Origin of the sequence: Mesorhizobium sp. BR-1-1-10 (assembly GCF_020165595.1) — a bacterium.
Classification (GTDB): Bacteria; Pseudomonadota; Alphaproteobacteria; order Rhizobiales; family Rhizobiaceae; genus Mesorhizobium; species Mesorhizobium australicum.
Map to the genome: position 1 here is coordinate 149515 of NZ_JAIUIL010000008.1, position 17513 is coordinate 167027.

Below are 17513 nucleotides of genomic sequence, written 5' to 3' on the forward strand. Positions count from 1 at the left end.
AAGCGACTCAGCGTGCTGTGCGCATCGGCTCGGAGCAATCGTGATTGGACTTTATGACATCTGGCCTGCTTTTGTGGTCGTCGCGCTGCTTTGGCCGCTTGCGGGCATGCCGCTGTTTCAGCGGGTAGGTTTCGGATCGAACTCCTCCAGGGTGCGGGCAATAGACGGAATGCGAGGCTATCTGGCGCTTGCCGTCGTGCTTCACCACGCCGTCATCTACCATGAAATGCTGGCGACCGGCGCATGGAAGTATCCGCCCTCGGCTTTCTATGGCCCACTGGGACAGGTAGGCGTATCCTTGTTCTTCATCATCTCTGCCTATCTGTTCTGGGGGAAACTGCTGTCGGCCAGGTCCTCCGTGGATTTTCCGACCCTGTTCCTCAAGCGGGCTTTCAGGATCGGGCCGCTCTATGTTGTGGCCGTCGGCACGGCGATGGCTTTGGAGGTCGCCGATGGCGCGATCGACTATTCGGCCTTCGCAACTTACGAGCAGGCATTTTTCGATCTGCTGTTCGGTGTCTTCGGCTACGTCCCGCTTTCGAGTTCCCGCGTCTGCGCATTGGCCTGCGTAACCTGGACCTTGCCCTATGAATGGCTGTTGTATTTCAGCCTGCCGATCGCGGCGATATTCAGCCGGCATCCGGTGGCCCGCATGGGCTTGCCAGCCGTTCTCCTGGTTTTTTCAATTCTCATGTCAGTGAACGGAGGCCGCCCCGCCTACGGCTTTCTCGGACTTTTCGCGGGCGGAATGTTGTGCGCAACGCTTGAAGCACACGGCCTGCTGGTGAGGTGGCATCGGCATGCCTTGTCCGCCGCCGCCCTTGTGATGCTGGTGTGTATCTTCGCTGTCTATAAGACTGCCTACGCGCCGGGGCCGATGCTGCTATGCATTGCCACCTTCTTCCTGGTGGTGACGGGCGCTGATTTCTTTGGTCTGCTGACGGCCTCACGCTCAGTGCGGCTGGGCGAGATCAGCTTTGGCATCTATCTCTTGCAGGGACTAGCCTTCGTCTCGACATTCTCCATCGCGCCCGTGCGGGCCTTCGCCATGGACAACCCCGCCCAATATTGGCTCGTGATATTGATTGCGATGGTGCTTCTGATCCTCCTGGCGCTGGTCGCGCATCTTGTGGTCGAAAAGCCGGGCGTCTCGCTGGGGAACCGTCTTGCGGCAGTTCTTCGCCTGTCGACGCATCGCGAGGTGCGTGAGACGACAGCCGCTGACGCGGCGCAGCCCTGGGGCATCGCGGACGTCTCACAAGACAGTCTGCAGGCAGCGCATAACGTCCAAGAGCGATGATTTCCGGGCCGTTCGAATGCTGATTGGCCTGTGCTGGCGGGAACGATGGGGGCATGCGATCAGAGCACGACAGCCGCTTTTCATGTGAAATCTCCCGGCCCGGAACCTCTTGGCCCGCGGCGCGTTTCACGGCGTCCCGTCCGTGGACCAGCCCGGATATTTCTCCTGGCGCTGCTATAATCAGGAGCCCGCTTCATGTATGACAAGCTGTTTCATTCGCCCGTCGCACTGACCGTCGGTCTCGGCTTCAAGCGCGAAATCGCCTCGCTGGCCGAAATGCACGATTTCCTCACCAACTGGACGACCTCCCGACGTGGTCCGCTTTATCGCAATGCCGTCGAGGCGTGCAGCCTGGCCTTGGAAGGCTGCATCACGAGGGACGAGGCGCGCCATGCGCTTGTTGAATTCGCGGAAGCCACCGGTATTCTCTGGCCCGAGATCGAGCCGGTCATCGTGGCGAGGGCCGTCGCACGCGGCCATGGAGGCTACGCCGCCTGATCGTTCGAGCTGTCATTGCGATGGCCGGTTCGTACGGCCGCTCCCCGAAAGCCCGGCTTGGCCCTCCGAGCCCGGCTTTTCCGTTCCATCTTGCGGAGGGTCCGCAGACCAGGCCGCGGTCAATCGCACCAGTTCGATGAGATGACGAGCGATGCTTCGAAGACATGGCGCCCGCTCTCGTCGCGCACCTTCACGGTGATGGCCGTTCGGTCGTTTTCGATCATCTCGTCGCGAATGATGTCGGGCAGGATAAGGATTGCCTCGCGCCGCAGACGCTCGCGCGAGTCGAACACCTGACCATGGTCATCCACCGTCAGGCCATCGCCATTGTAAAGGTCGAGAAAGTATCTGGGCATGATGCGGCCGGATCCCGAGCTGATGAAATTTCCAAAAGAGACTTGAGCGACAATTCGCGGGCTAAGCCGTTGTTCCATCAGAGATGATCTTCGTTGGCGAATAAGCGCCTTCTAACAAATGTTAATGCCCGCCGGCGCCCGACGACCTAGTGCTTCGGTAGCCGCCCCTTGCTTTCGACAGTTGGCGATCGGCTCTGAGCCCTTTCGCTGGAGATAGCGGTGCTGGAATCCCTGTATCTGAATCTCGCCCAGCACGACGCGCTTTCCGATGCCGAAAAGGCGCTGCTGGCTGAGGCCATGACTTTCGAGCGGCATTTCGCGGTCGGGCAGGATATCGTCGCATCGGGCGCGCGGCCCACCTATTCGACCCTGATCCTCGACGGTTTGGCGGCGCGCTACAAGGTGCTCGAGAACGGCGGCCGGCAGTTCACCTCGCTGCAGGTGCCTGGCGATTTCGTCGATCTCCACGCCTTCCTCCTGAAGACGATGGATCACGGCATCGTTGCCATGTCGCCCTGTCATGTCATGTTCGCCGATCACAGCCGGCTTCGCGCCATCACCGAGGAAGCGCCGCACCTGACGCGGCTGCTGTGGCTGGACACGCTGGTCGACGGCGCCATCCATCGCGAGTGGATCGTGGCGATGGGCCGCCGCTCCAAGACCTCACACCTGGCCCATCTCCTCTGTGAGCTTTTCGTACGGCTGCAGGTGGTGCAGCGCACCAACGGCATGAGCTTTCACCTGCCGCTCTCACAGGCCGAGCTGGCCGATGTGCTCGGTCTTTCCGTCGTACACATGAACCGCGTCATCGGCGCCTTGCGCAAAGTCGGCGTCGTCAACTGGGCAAATCACACGGTGACAATCCTGGATTGGCACAGGCTCCAGGAAATCGCCGAGTTCGATCCGACCTATCTCAGCCTGACGCGGGAGCCGCGGTAGAGCGTTCCCAGCAAGGCCGCAAAGCGCGGCGGCATATCCTTCCCGGCAATCCGCGTCGACGAACTGCTCTTCGACGGCGAGCCGCGCCGGAAACCTTTATAGAATTCCTATTTCTTTCCCATCCGCCCCGTCTCGATCCTTTATGGCGATCGGGTCCATATTCACGTCGAGCAAAAGCCGTCGGACGCCGCCCAATGCGGCGCGCCGTCTCACGGTATTGCCGACCTGTCTTTGGCGGGCGAACAGTAGAAACTGGAAGCAAGGAAAAGCACAATGGACATTATTGTTCTTGGGATCGGGGTTTTGTTCTTCGGCCTGTCCATCGTCTACGTCAAAGCTTGCGACAGAATTTAAGCTGAAAGATCGAGCCTATGCTTGTCGATTACATCCTCGGCGGTGGCGTGACCTTGTTCCTGCTCGCCTACCTCACCTACGCGCTCATTCGTCCAGAACGCTTCTGAAGGCACGGAAAGCCACAGCCATGACACTGAACGGATGGATACAGATCCTCCTCTATTGCGGGATCCTCGTTTTGCTGGTGAAGCCGCTTGGCTTCTACATGCACCGCGTCTTCAATGGCGATCGCACGCCGCTTTCGCCGATCCTCGGCCCGCTCGAGCGCGGGCTCTACCGCATTTGCGGAACCAGCGAGCGCGAGGAGCAGCACTGGACCACCTATGCGGTGGCTCTCCTGCTGTTCAACCTGGCGGGCTTCCTGGTGCTCTATGTCCTGCAACGCCTGCAAGGCAGTCTGCCCTACAATCCGGCCGGCATGAGCGCGGTCGACCCAGCGCTCGCCTTCAACACCGCCGTAAGCTTCACGACCAACACCAACTGGCAGAACTACGGCGGCGAAAGCACGATGTCCTACCTCGTGCAGATGGCCGGGCTGACGGTCCAGAATTTCGTTTCGGCCGCCACCGGCATCGCCATTGCAATCGCGCTGATCCGCGGCTTCGCCCGCGCTTCCGGAAGATCGATCGGCAATTTCTGGGTCGATATGACGCGCGCCACGCTCTATGTGCTCTTGCCGCTCTGCGTCGTGCTCGCCCTGGTCTATGTCTGGCTCGGCATGCCGCAGACGCTGGGGCCTTACGTCGACGCCACGACGCTTGAGGGCGCCAAGCAGACCATCGCGCTGGGGCCGGTCGCCTCGCAGGTCGCCATCAAGATGCTCGGCACCAATGGCGGCGGTTTCTTCAATGCCAACGCGGCACATCCATTCGAGAATCCCGACGCCATCTCCAACCTGATCCAGATGCTGTCGATCTTCGTCGTCGGCGCCGCATTGACCAACGTCTTCGGCCGCATGGTCGGCAATCAGCGCCAGGGCTGGGCGATCCTCGCCTCCATGGGCGTGCTGTTCATCGTTGGCGTCGCCGTCTGCTATTGGGCGGAAGCCGCGGGCAATCCGCTGGTGCATGCGCTGGGCATCGACGGCGGCAACATGGAAGGCAAGGAGACCCGCTTCGGCATCGCGCTCTCGGCTTTGTTCGCCGTCATCACCACGGCCGCTTCCTGCGGCGCGGTTAACGCCATGCACGATAGCTTCACCGCGCTCGGCGGCATGGTTCCGCTCATCAACATGCAACTCGGCGAGGTCATCGTCGGCGGCGTCGGCGCCGGCTTCTACGGCATGCTGATGTTCATCCTGATCGCCGTCTTCGTTGCCGGCCTGATGGTCGGCCGCACGCCCGAATATCTCGGCAAGAAGATCGAGGCGAAGGAGGTCAAGATGGCGATGCTGGCCATCCTATGCCTGCCGCTGGCGATGCTGATCTTCACGGCGATCGCGGTGGTGTTGCCGAGCGCGGTGGCGTCGATCGCCAATGGCGGGCCGCACGGCTTCTCCGAGATTCTCTACGCCTACACCTCGGCGGCGGCCAACAACGGTTCGGCTTTCGGCGGCCTCAGCGGCAACACGCCCTGGTACAACATCACGCTCGGCATCGGTATGCTGATGGGCCGCTTCCTGGTCATCATCCCGGCGCTCGCCATCGCCGGCGCGCTGGCGGCGAAGAAGACCGTCCCCGCCTCAGCCGGCACCTTCCCGACCGACGGTCCGCTGTTCGTCGGGCTGCTGGTCGGCGTCATCGTCATCGTCGGCGGCCTGACCTTCTTCCCGGCGCTCGCCGTCGGACCTGTCGTCGAGCACCTGGCGATGATCCATGGACAGACATTCTGAGGCAGACATGTCCTGGTTCAGCAACAAGCGCCGCAATATCAGGCATCGGGCCGATCCGGGGAAGGAGGGGCTGCCGCCTCCCTTCCCGACCATGTCGACGTTTCTTGGGCTTGCCGCCGCCATGATCGCGCTTTGGCTGCTGGCCTACGGGCTTCCTCATCTTTTTTCGGCATCCGACCAGTCGCCGCCGCACACCAACACTGAAGCCGGAGCTTCAAAATGAGTCAGTCAAAGTCAGCCAGCATCATGGATGCCGGCATCCTGTGGCCCGCCATCGGCGGCGCCTTCCGCAAACTCGATCCGCGCACGCTGGCCCGCAACCCGGTGATGTTCGTCGTCGCCGTCGTCTCGGCGCTGACATCGGTGCTGTTCGTCAAGGACCTCGTCACCGGCGGCGGTGATTTGCTGTTCACGCTGCAGATCATCATCTGGCTGTGGTTCACGGTGCTGTTCGCCAATTTCGCCGAAGCCGTCGCCGAAGGGCGCGGCAAGGCGCAGGCGGATTCGCTGCGCAAGGCTCGCACCGAAACCCAGGCCAAGCTTTTGACGGGCGCGGACCGCACCAGGTTCAAGCTGGTACCCGGCACCAGCCTGAAGGTCGGCGATATCGTTCTCGTCGAAGCCGGCGACATCATCCCGTCCGATGGCGAGGTGGTGGAAGGCGTCGCCTCGGTCAACGAGGCGGCGATAACGGGCGAATCCGCGCCGGTGATCCGCGAATCCGGCGGCGACCGATCGGCCGTCACCGGCGGCACGCAGGTGCTGTCGGACTGGATCCGCGTGCGCATCACCGCCGCCGCGGGCCACACATTCCTCGACCGCATGATCTCGCTGGTCGAAGGCGCCGAGCGCCAGAAGACGCCCAACGAGATCGCGCTCAACATCCTGCTCGTCGGCATGACGCTGATCTTCGTGCTGGCCACAGCGACCATCCCGAGCTTTGCCCACTACTCGGGTGGCTATATTTCGGTGACCGTGCTCGTCGCGCTGTTCGTGACGCTCATCCCGACCACGATCGGCGCGCTGCTGTCGGCCATCGGCATTGCCGGCATGGACCGGCTGGTGCGCTTCAATGTGCTGGCCATGTCGGGTCGCGCCGTCGAAGCCGCCGGCGACGTCGACACGCTGCTCCTCGACAAGACCGGCACCATCACGCTCGGCAACCGCCAGGCGACGGAATTCCGCCCGGTCAAGGGCGTCAGCGAGCAGGAACTGGCGGACGCGGCACAGCTTGCCTCGCTCGCCGACGAGACGCCGGAAGGCCGCTCGATCGTGGTGCTGGCCAAGGAAAAGTATGCCATCCGTGCCCGCGACATGGCGACATTGCATGCTGCCTTCGTGCCCTTCACCGCCCAGACCCGCATGAGCGGCGTCGACATCGACGGTTCGTCGGTACGCAAAGGCGCGGTGGATTCCGTGCTCGCCCATGTCAGCCAGGCGACATCGACCAGCCGCGCGACGCGCACGAACAGCGACACGATCAGGGATTTGCAGGCGATCGCCGACGACGTCGCGAAATCCGGCGGCACGCCGCTGGCGGTCGAGCGGGACGGGCGCCTGCTGGGTATCGTGCACCTCAAGGACATCGTCAAAGGCGGCATCCGCGAGCGTTTCGCCGAGCTGCGCAAGATGGGCATCCGCACGGTCATGATCACCGGCGACAACCCGATGACGGCAGCCGCCATCGCGGCCGAAGCCGGCGTCGACGACTTCCTTGCCCAGGCGACACCGGAGGACAAGCTGAAGCTGATCCGCGACGAGCAGGCCAAGGGCAAACTGGTCGCCATGTGCGGCGACGGCACCAACGATGCGCCAGCCCTTGCGCAAGCCGATGTCGGCGTCGCCATGAACACCGGCACGGTCGCTGCTCGCGAGGCCGGCAATATGGTCGACCTCGACAGCGATCCGACCAAGCTTATCGAGATCGTCGAAATCGGCAAGGCGCTGTTGATGACCCGCGGCTCGCTGACTACCTTCTCGATCGCCAATGACGTGGCCAAGTATTTCGCCATCATCCCGGCCATGTTCGCCGTCTTCTACGTCGCGCCCGGCCAGACCACAGGTCCGCTGCAAGCGCTCAACATCATGCATCTGGCGACACCGCAGAGCGCCATCCTGTCGGCCATCATCTTCAACGCGCTGATCATCATCGCGCTGATCCCGCTGTCGCTGCGCGGTGTGAAGTACCGGGCGATCGGCGCGGGTGCGCTGCTCAGCCGCAACCTTCTCGTCTACGGTCTCGGCGGCATCGTCGTGCCGTTCGTCGGCATCAAGACAATCGACATGGCCGTCACCGCCCTTGGCCTTGCATAAGGATCATTCCGATGCTCAAGCAGATCAGACCCGCGATCATCATGATCGTTTTCTTCACCGTGCTGACCGGGCTCGTCTATCCCATCGGCATGACCGGCATCGCCCAGGCGCTGTTCCCGCGCCAGGCCAATGGCAGCCTGATCGAGAGGGGCGGCAAGGTGATCGGCTCCGAACTGATCGGCCAGGCTTTCGCCAGCGACACGTATTTCCACGGACGGCCGTCGGCTGCCGGCAACGGCTACGATGCCAGCGCCTCCGGCGGCTCCAACCTCGGTCCGACCAACCCGAAGCTGATCGAGCGCATCAAGGGCGACGCGGAAAAGCTGATGGCTGAGAACCCGGACCAGCCGGTGCCGATTGACCTGGTGACGACGTCCGGCAGCGGCCTTGATCCGCAGATCAGTCCCGAGGCCGCTTATTTCCAGGTTCCGCGCGTGGCCAAGGCAAGGCGCATCGACGAGGCCAAGGTCAAGGCGCTCGTCGACGGCCAGGTCGAGGACCGGGAATTGGGCGTGCTCGGCGAGCCGGCGGTTAATGTGCTGGCCCTCAACCTGGCGCTGGATGCCGCGAAGTAGGTGATGTCCGGCGCCGGGGATCGACACGGTCCCCGGCGCCATTCATGATCGGACCCGATGCCGGACGACAGAAGCTACGTCGAAAACAGACCATCTCCCGACGCGCTGCTAGAGCATGCCGTGCGGGAAGGGCGCGGCCGTCTGCGCATATTCCTGGGCGCGGCACCTGGTGTCGGCAAGACTTACGAGATGCTGATGTCGGGTCGTGCCAGGGTGGCCGACGGTGCCGACGTGGTGATCGGCGTGGTCGAGACGCATGGCCGCAAGGAAACACAGGCCCTGGTCGAGGGGTATGAAGTCATTGCCCGCCGCAGGGTCGACTACAAGGGGCGCGTCCTCGACGAGATGGATATCGATGCCATCCTTGCCCGGCGTCCGGCGCTGGTCCTGGTCGACGAACTCGCCCACACCAACGCGCCCGGCAGCCGCCACCCCAAGCGCTATCTCGATGTCCAGGAAATCCTGGCGCGGGGCATAGACGTCTATACGACGCTGAACATCCAACATGTCGAAAGCCTGAACGACGTCGTCGCCCAGATTACCCGGGTCAGGGTGCGCGAGACGGTTCCAGACTCCATCATCGACCAGGCGGATGATGTCGAGATCATCGATCTGACGCCCGACGACCTGATCAAGCGGCTGGAGGAGGGCAAGGTCTATTTCCCCAACACCGCGCAGCGCGCCGTCGAGAACTATTTTTCGCCCGGCAATTTGACGGCGTTGCGGGAACTGGCGCTGCGCCGAACCGCCCAGCGCGTCGACGAGCAACTGCTCAACCACATGCAGTCCCACGCCATCCAGGGTCCGTGGGCGGCGGGGGAGCGGGTTCTTGTCTGCGTCGATGCCCGTCCGGGCGGGGCAGCCCGCATTCGCTACGCACGCAGGCTGGCTGACAGGCTTCGTGCGCCATGGATGGCGCTTCATGTCGACACGCCCCGCTCCGCCGGCATGTCCGAGGACGACAAGGACAGGCTCGCCACACTGCTGCGCCTCGCCGAGCAGCTCGGTGCCGAGGTGACGACCATCCCGGGCCAGAGCGTCGCGCAGGACATCGTTCGCCATGCGACGGCCAACAATTTCACCCACATCGTGGTCGGCAGGCCGACCCGCTCGCGCTGGCGCGAACTGATCGAAGGGTCGCTCACCTATGATCTGATCCGCAATGCCGGCGACATCAGCGTCCATGTCATCTCCGGAACGGAGCGGGACACCGAAACGTCTTCCAGGAGAGTGAACGCGGCAGCCGAGGAAAGGCATTTCCAGGCCAAGCCGTATTTGCTCGCCACGGCTTACGTTGCCGGATCATTGGCCGTCAGCACCGTTCTCGACCAGTTCCTCGACGTTCGCAATCTGGCGATCGTCTTCCTGCTCTCCGTGCTGACGTCGGCGGTGGCTGGTGGTCTCTGGCCGGCGCTTTACGCCTGTTTCCTCAGTGTCCTTGCCTTCAACTATTTTTTCCTCGAGCCACGCTACACGCTGACGATCCGCGATCCCGAGAGCATCGTCGCGATTGCCGTCTTCGTCGCCGTTGCCGTCATTGCCAGCAACCTGACGGCGCGCGTGCAGCGTCAGGCCGCCGCCGCCCGCTCGCGGGCGCGGGCAACCGAGGACATCTATCTGTTCTCCAAGAAGCTCGCGGGCGCCGGCACGCTCGACGACGTGCTCTGGGCCACCGCCTTCCAGATCGCCTCGATGCTAAAGCTGCGCGTGGTGCTGCTGCTGCCGGAAGATGGCACGATCACCGTCAAGGCAGGCTATCCGCCCGACGACACGCTGGCCGAGGCCGACATTGCCGCCGCACGCTGGGCCTGGGAGCACAACCGTGCCGCCGGACGCGGCGCCGACACGCTTCCTGGCGCCAAGCGCCTCTATCTTCCCTTGCGCACGGGACGCACCGCAATCGGCGTCGTCGGCCTCGACAATGACAAGCAGGGCCCGCTTCTGACGCCCGAGCAGCAGCGGCTGCTCGACGCGCTGGCCGATCAGGCGGCGGTGGCGATCGAACGCATCCAGCTCGTCGCCGATGTCGACCGCGCCAAGCTCGCGGCCGAAGCCGACCGGCTGCGCTCGGCGCTGCTGACCTCGATTTCGCATGACCTGAAAACGCCGCTCGCCGCCATCATGGGCGCGGCCGGCACGCTCAAGGAATTCGCGCCCGACCTCCCCGAGCAGGACAGGGCGGAGCTGCTGTCGACCGTGATCGACGAATCGGAGCGGCTGAACCGCTTCATCGCCAACCTGCTCGACATGACCAAGATCGAATCCGGGGCGATGGAGCCGAACTACGCCCTCCATTATGTCGGCGATATCGTCGGCACGGCGCTCGACCGTGCCCGCAAGATCACCAGCGAGCACAAGATCGAGGTCGATATTCCGCCCAACTTGCCGATGCTGCGGCTCGATCCCGTGCTGTTCGAACAGGTCCTGTTCAACCTTCTCGACAATGCCTCGAAATATTCGCCGCCCGGCTCGACGATCCGCGTCCAGGCCTGGGCGGACAATGGCTCCGTCATCGTGCGGATCATGGACGAGGGATCGGGCATTCCGGCGCAGGACCTGGAACGCGTCTTCGATACCTTCTACCGGGTGCGCAAGGGCGATCAGGTGCGCGCCGGCACCGGGCTCGGCCTGTCGATCTGCCGTGGCTTCGTCGAGGCGATGGGCGGCACGATCGCGGCCGCCAACCGGACCGACCGCCCCGGTGGCGCCTTCACCGTCACGATGCCGGTGCCGGCGCAAGCGCGCGATATCGGCAACCGCGGCGACGAGCCCGGCATGGATCAGCCTCGATGACCAATTCGAATGTCAGGATACTGGTCGTCGACGACGAGCCGCCGATCCGCAAGCTGCTGCGGGTCGGCCTTGGCAGCCAGGGTTACGCGGTCAGCGAGGCGCCGAACGCCAAGCTGGCGATCGAGCTGATGGAACAGGAGAAGCCGGACCTGGTGCTGCTCGATCTCGGCCTGCCCGGCATGGGGGGCCATGACCTCCTGCGCAAATGGCGTGAGGAGGGCGTCGACGTTCCCGTTGTCATCCTCTCCAGCCGCACCGACGAGGCCGGCATCGTCAGCGCGCTCGAACTCGGCGCCGACGACTATGTCACCAAGCCGTTCGGCATGAACGAACTGGTGGCACGCATCCGGGTGGCGCTGCGCCACAAGTTCCAGCAGCAGGGTGAGAAGCCGATATTCCAGAGCGGTGACCTCAGCGTCGATCTGGTCAAGCGCGTCGTCAAGGTCGAGGACAGGGAGGTAAAGCTCTCGCCGAAAGAGTACGACATACTGCGCATCCTGGTGCAGCATGCCGGCAAGGTGCTGACCCACCACTTCATCCTGAAGCAGATCTGGGACGATTCGACAGACGTGCAGTACCTCAGGGTCTATGTCCGTCAGCTCAGGCAGAAGATCGAAAAAACCCCCGACCAGCCGCGCTACATCACCACCGAGACCGGTGTCGGCTATCGCCTGCGTGTCGAGTGAAATAGCCTGTCCGATAAACCTGCGTCAGCCGATCGCCTCCAGAGGCCGATTTGCCGCCGCCGATATCCGCAAGGCGGCGAGACAGCCCAGAATGCCGAGCGGCACGAAGGCAAGGAACAGCCAGCTCGCGACATTGGCCGCGGCGTCGTGATTCAGGCCCTGCGAAAAGCCGCTGGCGTTGGCGACGATGCCGGCAATGGCGGCGCCCACTGCATAGCCGATGCGCTGCATGGTCGGCACCGCGGCCGAGGCGATGGTCTGCTCCTCGGCCGGTGCGGAGGCGACGATGACGCGGGTCAGGAACGGCCAGGCAATGCCGAAGCCGCCGCCCTGCAGCAGGGCGCAGACCAGGATCAGCGGGATCGAGCCCAGCGGTATCGTGTAGGCGAAGCCGGCGATGCCCGCCGCGATCATCAGCGCGCCGCAGACAATGATCAGCCTTTCGCGCCGCGGCGGCGCGTTGGCGACGAGGATCGACAGGATCGACCAGGCGATCGATTCGGCGGCGATGATGTAGCCGGTGGTCAGCAGCGGAATGTCGTGCAGGCTGGTCAAGAGCAGCGGCCCGTAAACGCCGAAGGAGCAGGTCGCGATGGAAAAGGCGGCGACCATCGTCATGCCGGCGCCGACCGGCGTGCGCCAGGAGAACAGCCGCGCCGGGAACAGCCTGGAGCGCGGCTTCAGCGCGTCGACGTAGAAAAACAGCGCGAGGCCCGTCAGGCCCAACACGATCAGCAGCGAGGAACGCAACAGGGCGATGTCGACGCCGGCCGAGGCGATCAGCACCACGGCGACGGCAAGACAACCAAGCGCCACGAAAGGGAAGGGCGGCGCCTTGCCGGCACTCGTGCTGGGTTTCTTCGCCTCCGGCGTGTTGAGTACGAGGAAGCTTGCCAGCGCCATGGCGGCGCCGCCGAGTGTGAAGACGCCGAAGGCCCAGCGCCAGGACAGCACTTCGGTCATAACAGCGCCGAGCAACGGTCCGCTGAACGCGGCGACGCCCCAGATAGCCGACATGATGCCGAAAAGCTGCGGCCAGATGGCACGCGAAAACAGCCGCTCCACAGAGACGAAGGCCAGCGACACCAGCGCGCCGCCACCGAGGCCCTCGATCAAGCGGCCGGCAAGGAACAATTGCATCGAGGGCGAGGTGGCGCAGATCAGCGCCCCGGCGGCATAAAGCAGGGCCGCGACCACCATGTTGGTGCGCAGCGGAACATAACTCACCAGGCGTCCGGCGGCGGCACCGGCGACGATGGCGCCGAGTTCGTAGATCGCCAGGGACCAGCCGACGAGCTGTACGCCGGCCAGTTCGCCGACCATGGCCGGCATGACCGTCGCCACCATCGTCTCATTGGTGGCGTGCAGCAGGATGCCGAGGCTGATGAAGCAGAAGCGGGCGAGGTCGCCGCTTGCCCACAATGCGCGCCAGTCTACCTTGTTGCTGGTGATTTCAGTCATGTTCACCCCTGCCTTTGCCTATCTCGCTTGTAGCGCATGGTGCCAGAGGCCAGTGCGGGCTTCCGGCAGGACCATAAGGATCGACAGCGCCGTATCCAGGCGCTGTCTACCCAAGGGCAGGCTTCTAAAACCTCAAGCATGGTTGAGTTCAAGCGGCGTTTTTGCAGACGTTCGCGAAGCCTCTCAATTTCGTCATCCACGGGCGGAGCAGCCGCGTAGCGGCGTGGCGAAGACCCGAGGATCCATGCCACGACCTGGCTGAGGGGTGCAGCGGTGCTGGGTCCTGGACCGCTGCAGCGCTTCGGAGCCCCGGCATGGATCCTCGGGTCTGCGCCGCGTCGCTACGCTCCTAGCTCCGCCCGTGGATGACGAATCGCTGCGGAAGCCGCCCTCATGGCCCAGTCAATTCTCGGTGCTGCGCAACTGGAATTGGCTGACGCCGATGGCGAGATTGATGCCGGTCTGCGTCTGCAGGCTGAGCGGCTGCAGGGTAAAGGCCTGCGAGGAGCCGCCGACCAGGAGATTGGCGCCGGCGCCGACGGCGGCGGTCACTTCGGCGCTGGCGCCGATATAGTCGCCCGCCAATGCACCCGGCGCGTAGATGTTCTTCAGCGGCGTCAGCACCAGCCAGCGCATCACCGCCTGCTTGGTCGTGCCAATATCGAGTCCGTATTTGTTGACGGCGCCGAAATAGGCTTCCGGCGCGAAGCTCCTGTCGGCCGGGGTGAAGGTGCAGCTCAAATCCTTGCTCGAGCCGAAGATGAAGCCGGTGCCGCCTGAAATGGCGCATTCAAGCGCACCGAGTTCGATACCCTGGTCCTGCGCTCGTGCGGCGCCCGCAAGCATGATCGTGGTCGCGGCAGCGGCGATGGCTGTCCTGAACATGGCGGTCCCCTCAAAATCAAACGGCGCGGAACCATACTATCTGGTTCCGCGCCGCAGGGTGAGGGGTCGTGGAGCGCGTGGCTCCGTGCAATCACTTGAGCGAGTGGATCAGCTCCAGCGAGGTGACGGCGACCGCCAGGTTGACGCCGGTCTGCGCCTGGACGCTGAGTGGCTCCAGCATGAAGGCGCTGTCGAAGCCACCGACCAGCAAGTTGGCGCCGCCACCGGTGACGACGCTCGCCTCGGCGTTGACGCCGTAGTAGCTGCCGGCAAGGTCGCCCGCGTCACGGTCGCGGGTCGCGGCAAACACCGCCCAGACCAACTGGCCCTGGTGCGTCTTGCCGAGATCGACGCCGAGTTTCGAGATGACGCCGGTGTAAATTTCAGACGGCCCGTGATGATAGGGCCGGAACACACAGGACACGCCCTTGTTGGAGGTCACGAGATAGCCGGTGCCGCCATCGATGGTGCAGTCGAGCGTGCCGAGCTGCAACCTGCCGGCGCTGGCCGGGGCGGCAGCGAACATTGTCGTTGCAAGGGCGGCGGCGCAGACGAGTTTCTTGATCATGGGAGGGTCCTTTCGCAATCAGTCTTCAGTAACGTCTCGAGCGCCGCGACCGTTCCGCCGAAAACTTGGCGCGAACAAGGCGAGGGTTAACGGCTTGTCGCGGGGGTTAATACAGGGTTGCCGGATTGGCGGCGATCTTCAACGCCGCGTGTCCTTTCGGATACGCACGATGCAGTGCGCACCTTGCCGTGGGCCTGATGAGCCGACGTCAGCTGACGCGGGCGAGGCCATCCTTGGCCGGCTGGTAGCTGGGGTTGAGGCGCACAGCCTCGCGATAGGCCTTCGCCGCCTTTGCCTTGTCGCCGCGCCGTTCGTAGATCAGCGCCTGGTTGGCCCAGGCCTCGGCATTCTGGCCGTCGAGCTTGATGGCCATGTTGAAATCGGAGAAGGCGTTATCCTCGTCGCCGGTCGCCAGATAGGAGAGGCCGCGGCCGTTATAGGGCTCGGCGGCGTCGGGGGCCAGCGAGATAGCGGTCGAGAAATCCTCAATGGCGAATTTGTGCTGGCCCTGGCTCTGATAGATCAGGCCGCGATTGTGATAGGCGCGGGCGTCCGTCGTGTCGAGCTGGATCGCCTTCTGGAAGTCGTTGAACGCATCCTGGGTGCGGCCCGCCTTACGGTAGAGATTGCCGCGGCCGATATAGGCGGCGTCATAATTGCCGTTGATCTGGATCGAGCGATTGTAGTCGGCAAGGGCTGCTTCCTGGTTGCCGAGGAAACGCTGGATGAGGGCCCGGTTCGAATAGGCCTGGTAGAAATTCGGATTGAGCTGGATGGCCTGGTTGAAATCCTTGAGCGCCGCCTGGTACTGGCCGCCGCGGCCATAGGCCGAGCCGCGGACATTATAGCCTTCCGGATCCTGGGGATTGCGCTGGATGACCGCCGACAGCGAGGAGATATTCTCGCTCGACCCTTGCGCCTTGTCGATGTTGTTGAATTCACCGGCCGGCCCCGATGTCTGGCAGCCGGCAAGCATCAGTCCGGAAAGCAGGGCCGCTGTCAGGGCGAAACCACGCAATGCGGTCCCGCGCTCCACGCTTGTTGCGTTCATGTCTGCCCTGTCCTCACTTGCGCCGTCGTTCAGGTCCGGTTCCCCCTCCGGGCCGGGTCACATCAAAATAAAAGGGTGGCGGCGATTCCGCATCGCGCCACCCTGGTATCCTTCGAAAAGGACGAAATATTGGCGATAATCAGCGCGGCGGACGCGCTGCACCGGCGGCACCGCCAGCAGCGACCGGACGCGGGGTCATCGGCAGCAGGCCTTCGCGCTGTGCGCGCTTGCGGGCCAGCTTGCGGGCGCGGCGAACGGCTTCGGCCTTTTCACGGGCGCGCTTCTCGGAAGGCTTCTCGTAGTGGCCGCGCATCTTCATTTCGCGGAAAATGCCTTCGCGCTGCATCTTCTTCTTCAGCGCGCGAAGCGCCTGATCAACGTTATTGTCGCGGACGAGTACCTGCACGGGCAATCCTGTCTTTCGGGTTTGATATCAACAGGCAAGCAGCCATAGCCGCAAGCCTCCGCGGCGCTCCACACCACGAATTGTGGCGGCTGATAGCAGAATCAAGCCTCGCTGTCCACAGTCGAAATGAGAGACGACAGCCAAATTGCCACGTCGCCTGGAGATAGTGTGCCCGTTACGCCGTCGCCAAGTGCAGCCGCTCGAAATCCTCGAAGAACTCACCGTAGTCGCAGGTGATCTCCTCGCCGATGGCGATATCCCGGGTCGCGGTCGCACCGCCATATTGCGAAAAGTCGGTGTTCGGGGTCGCCGAATGGTTCATGAAGCGGCCATTGTCGACCTCGTAGACCATGAAACCGGGCTTATCCGGGCTCGGATAGGCATAGCGGTCGAGCAATTCCTTCAGGGGCTGGGCTGCGGCCTCATATTTGTCCATCGGAATCAGCCGGTCGAAATCCGGATCCAGGCGCCAGATCGAGGCGCCCTTCCGGATTGGTTCGGCGGCGAACATGCCGACGCCTTCGATTGCGCTCTGGGCGACATAGGTTCGGACCAGCATCATGGTTTCACAACCCGTCTTGGCAAGAAGACCCGTTTCGACAGGAAACGGAATCGCCAAATCGCGCCGAAAAAGCAAGAGCGGCGGCCTGCGTCACAACGACGAACAGGCAGTTCTCCGTAAAAATCCTTCACGTCCGGTTGATCGACACACCGCCATCGGCAAACAACGCGGTACCCGTGGTGAAGCTCGAGGCGTCAGAGGCAAGGTAAAGCGCCGAGCGGGCGATCTCTTGCGGCTGGGCCATGCGTTTCAGGGCATGGAGGCCCTCGACGAAGGCGCGGGCCTCGGGTGTGGTCGTCGTCGCACCCGGTGTGTCGGTGCCACCCGGCAGCAGCGCGTTGACGCGCAGTCCCTTCGGTCCATATTCGGCGGCCAGCACCTGCGTCAAACCGATCAGGCCTGCCTTGGCGGCAGCGTAGGCGGCCATGCCGGGCATGCCGGCGGTGTAACCGACAAAGCTCGATGTGAAGATCAGCGAGCCGCCGCCGCGCTCCAGCATGGCCGGTATCTGATACTTCGCGCCGAGAAAGGCGCTGGTCAGATTGGTATCCATCGTCCCGTGCCATGTCTGTGCCGACATGTCGGGGACGGAGCCCATCAATCCGACGGAGCCGGCATTGTTCAACGCGATGTCGAGCCCGCCGAAGCTGCCGACCGCCAACTCGACGAGGGCTTTCGCATAGGTCTCGTCGGTGACATCTCCCGCGAGAACGACGGCCGTGCCGCCGGCGTCCTCGATTTCGACTGCGAGTGCATCAAGCGCCGTTTGGCGGCGAGCGGAAATGACGAGCTTGGCGCCTTCCTCGGCGAACAGCTTTGCCGTGGCGCGGCCGATGCCGGAACTGGCACCGGTGACGATGGCGATCTTGTTGGCGAGTGCGAGCATGTTTGGCATCCTTGTCCTTCGCGCCAGCTTCGCCGGCGATCGGATGCTT

General features: G+C 63.7%; 18 protein-coding genes. 10 read left to right on the forward strand and 8 right to left on the reverse strand.

Translation table 11 applies throughout. The annotated features are described in order from the left end of the window. Positions 1-40: 40 nt before the first annotated feature. Both LB555_RS19315 and LB555_RS19320 read left to right on the forward strand, forming a co-directional pair. A complete protein-coding gene (locus LB555_RS19315; RefSeq protein ID WP_224683508.1) occupies positions 41-1300 on the forward strand; it encodes an acyltransferase family protein in 1260 nt (419 codons plus the stop codon). Positions 1301-1495: 195 nt separating this feature from the next. Further along, positions 1496-1798 carry a DUF982 domain-containing protein gene (locus LB555_RS19320; RefSeq protein WP_140661736.1) on the forward strand — a complete coding sequence of 101 codons (303 nt, stop codon included), beginning with the start codon at positions 1496-1498 and terminating at the stop codon, positions 1796-1798. Between the two features lie 119 nt (positions 1799-1917). On the opposite strand, the gene LB555_RS19325 is transcribed toward LB555_RS19320, so the two are convergent. Next, positions 1918-2154 (reverse strand): DUF6894 family protein, encoded by a 237-nt coding sequence (locus tag LB555_RS19325; RefSeq protein WP_141906306.1) that lies wholly within the window; start codon positions 2152-2154, stop codon positions 1918-1920. Between the two features lie 219 nt (positions 2155-2373). Here LB555_RS19325 and LB555_RS19330 point away from each other — a divergent pair, with 219 nt between their 5' ends. From LB555_RS19330 to LB555_RS19365, 8 genes are all read left to right on the forward strand, one after another. Next, positions 2374-3093 (forward strand): Crp/Fnr family transcriptional regulator, encoded by a 720-nt coding sequence (locus LB555_RS19330; RefSeq protein ID WP_140661737.1) that lies wholly within the window; start codon positions 2374-2376, stop codon positions 3091-3093. Positions 3094-3464: 371 nt separating this feature from the next. Beyond that, positions 3465-3554 carry a K(+)-transporting ATPase subunit F gene (gene kdpF / locus LB555_RS19335; protein ID WP_015315765.1) on the forward strand — a complete coding sequence of 30 codons (90 nt, stop codon included), beginning with the start codon at positions 3465-3467 and terminating at the stop codon, positions 3552-3554. Between the two features lie 20 nt (positions 3555-3574). Then, entirely contained in the window at positions 3575-5278 is a 1704-nt protein-coding gene (kdpA, locus tag LB555_RS19340) for a potassium-transporting ATPase subunit KdpA (RefSeq protein ID WP_224683509.1), read from the forward strand. Between the two features lie 7 nt (positions 5279-5285). Beyond that, positions 5286-5501 carry a hypothetical protein gene (locus tag LB555_RS19345; protein WP_015315767.1) on the forward strand — a complete coding sequence of 72 codons (216 nt, stop codon included), beginning with the start codon at positions 5286-5288 and terminating at the stop codon, positions 5499-5501. Then, complete coding sequence (kdpB, locus tag LB555_RS19350) at positions 5498-7591, forward strand: potassium-transporting ATPase subunit KdpB (protein WP_224683510.1); 2094 nt, start codon at positions 5498-5500, stop codon at positions 7589-7591. The genes LB555_RS19345 and kdpB overlap by 4 nt, the downstream gene beginning before the upstream one ends. A gap of 11 nt (positions 7592-7602) precedes the next feature. Next, complete coding sequence (kdpC, locus tag LB555_RS19355) at positions 7603-8166, forward strand: potassium-transporting ATPase subunit KdpC (protein WP_015315769.1); 564 nt, start codon at positions 7603-7605, stop codon at positions 8164-8166. Between the two features lie 57 nt (positions 8167-8223). Next, complete coding sequence (locus LB555_RS19360) at positions 8224-10959, forward strand: sensor histidine kinase (RefSeq protein ID WP_224683511.1); 2736 nt, start codon at positions 8224-8226, stop codon at positions 10957-10959. Beyond that, complete coding sequence (locus LB555_RS19365; protein ID WP_015315771.1) at positions 10956-11645, forward strand: response regulator transcription factor; 690 nt, start codon at positions 10956-10958, stop codon at positions 11643-11645. The genes LB555_RS19360 and LB555_RS19365 overlap by 4 nt, the downstream gene beginning before the upstream one ends. Positions 11646-11669: 24 nt before the next feature. On the opposite strand, the gene LB555_RS19370 is transcribed toward LB555_RS19365, so the two are convergent. The 7 genes from LB555_RS19370 to LB555_RS19400 all read right to left on the reverse strand — a co-directional run bounded on the left by LB555_RS19370 (position 11670) and on the right by LB555_RS19400 (position 17464). Continuing rightward, the gene (locus LB555_RS19370) at positions 11670-13106 is read right to left on the reverse strand and encodes an MFS transporter (RefSeq protein ID WP_224683512.1); all 1437 of its coding nucleotides are present in this window, start codon (positions 13104-13106) and stop codon (positions 11670-11672) included. A gap of 402 nt (positions 13107-13508) precedes the next feature. After that, entirely contained in the window at positions 13509-13991 is a 483-nt protein-coding gene (locus LB555_RS19375) for a DUF992 domain-containing protein (RefSeq protein WP_140618787.1), read from the reverse strand. Between the two features lie 91 nt (positions 13992-14082). Continuing rightward, positions 14083-14559, reverse strand: coding sequence for a DUF992 domain-containing protein (locus LB555_RS19380; RefSeq protein WP_023770564.1), 477 nt, complete (start codon positions 14557-14559; stop codon positions 14083-14085). Between the two features lie 208 nt (positions 14560-14767). Continuing rightward, the gene (locus tag LB555_RS19385) at positions 14768-15610 is read right to left on the reverse strand and encodes a tetratricopeptide repeat protein (protein ID WP_015315775.1); all 843 of its coding nucleotides are present in this window, start codon (positions 15608-15610) and stop codon (positions 14768-14770) included. Between the two features lie 139 nt (positions 15611-15749). Next, positions 15750-16016: a 30S ribosomal protein S21 gene (gene rpsU, locus LB555_RS19390; protein ID WP_010911429.1), complete on the reverse strand. Its 267-nt coding sequence runs from the start codon at positions 16014-16016 to the stop codon at positions 15750-15752. A 175-nt stretch (positions 16017-16191) separates the two neighbouring features. Next, positions 16192-16578, reverse strand: a complete 387-nt coding sequence (locus LB555_RS19395) for an SET domain-containing protein (RefSeq protein ID WP_140713328.1) — start codon at positions 16576-16578, stop codon at positions 16192-16194. Between the two features lie 127 nt (positions 16579-16705). Then, positions 16706-17464: an SDR family oxidoreductase gene (locus tag LB555_RS19400; protein ID WP_140713330.1), complete on the reverse strand. Its 759-nt coding sequence runs from the start codon at positions 17462-17464 to the stop codon at positions 16706-16708. Positions 17465-17513: the final 49 nt, after the last annotated feature.

What these genes read in the sequence shown, in the direction of transcription:
- LB555_RS19360 (WP_224683511.1), top strand. Translation starts at nt 8,224, where the DNA reads ATGCCGGACGACAGAAGCTACGTCGAAAACAGACCATCTCCCGACGCG.
- LB555_RS19370 (WP_224683512.1), bottom strand. Translation starts at nt 13,106, where the DNA reads ATGACTGAAATCACCAGCAACAAGGTAGACTGGCGCGCATTGTGGGCA.
- kdpA (WP_224683509.1), top strand. Translation starts at nt 3,575, where the DNA reads ATGACACTGAACGGATGGATACAGATCCTCCTCTATTGCGGGATCCTC.
- LB555_RS19320 (WP_140661736.1), top strand. Translation starts at nt 1,496, where the DNA reads ATGTATGACAAGCTGTTTCATTCGCCCGTCGCACTGACCGTCGGTCTC.
- LB555_RS19345 (WP_015315767.1), top strand. Translation starts at nt 5,286, where the DNA reads ATGTCCTGGTTCAGCAACAAGCGCCGCAATATCAGGCATCGGGCCGAT.
- kdpB (WP_224683510.1), top strand. Translation starts at nt 5,498, where the DNA reads ATGAGTCAGTCAAAGTCAGCCAGCATCATGGATGCCGGCATCCTGTGG.
- LB555_RS19395 (WP_140713328.1), bottom strand. Translation starts at nt 16,578, where the DNA reads ATGATGCTGGTCCGAACCTATGTCGCCCAGAGCGCAATCGAAGGCGTC.
- LB555_RS19380 (WP_023770564.1), bottom strand. Translation starts at nt 14,559, where the DNA reads ATGATCAAGAAACTCGTCTGCGCCGCCGCCCTTGCAACGACAATGTTC.
- LB555_RS19400 (WP_140713330.1), bottom strand. Translation starts at nt 17,464, where the DNA reads ATGCTCGCACTCGCCAACAAGATCGCCATCGTCACCGGTGCCAGTTCC.
- LB555_RS19365 (WP_015315771.1), top strand. Translation starts at nt 10,956, where the DNA reads ATGACCAATTCGAATGTCAGGATACTGGTCGTCGACGACGAGCCGCCG.
- LB555_RS19325 (WP_141906306.1), bottom strand. Translation starts at nt 2,154, where the DNA reads ATGCCCAGATACTTTCTCGACCTTTACAATGGCGATGGCCTGACGGTG.
- LB555_RS19385 (WP_015315775.1), bottom strand. Translation starts at nt 15,610, where the DNA reads ATGAACGCAACAAGCGTGGAGCGCGGGACCGCATTGCGTGGTTTCGCC.
- LB555_RS19375 (WP_140618787.1), bottom strand. Translation starts at nt 13,991, where the DNA reads ATGTTCAGGACAGCCATCGCCGCTGCCGCGACCACGATCATGCTTGCG.
- kdpC (WP_015315769.1), top strand. Translation starts at nt 7,603, where the DNA reads ATGCTCAAGCAGATCAGACCCGCGATCATCATGATCGTTTTCTTCACC.
- kdpF (WP_015315765.1), top strand. Translation starts at nt 3,465, where the DNA reads ATGCTTGTCGATTACATCCTCGGCGGTGGCGTGACCTTGTTCCTGCTC.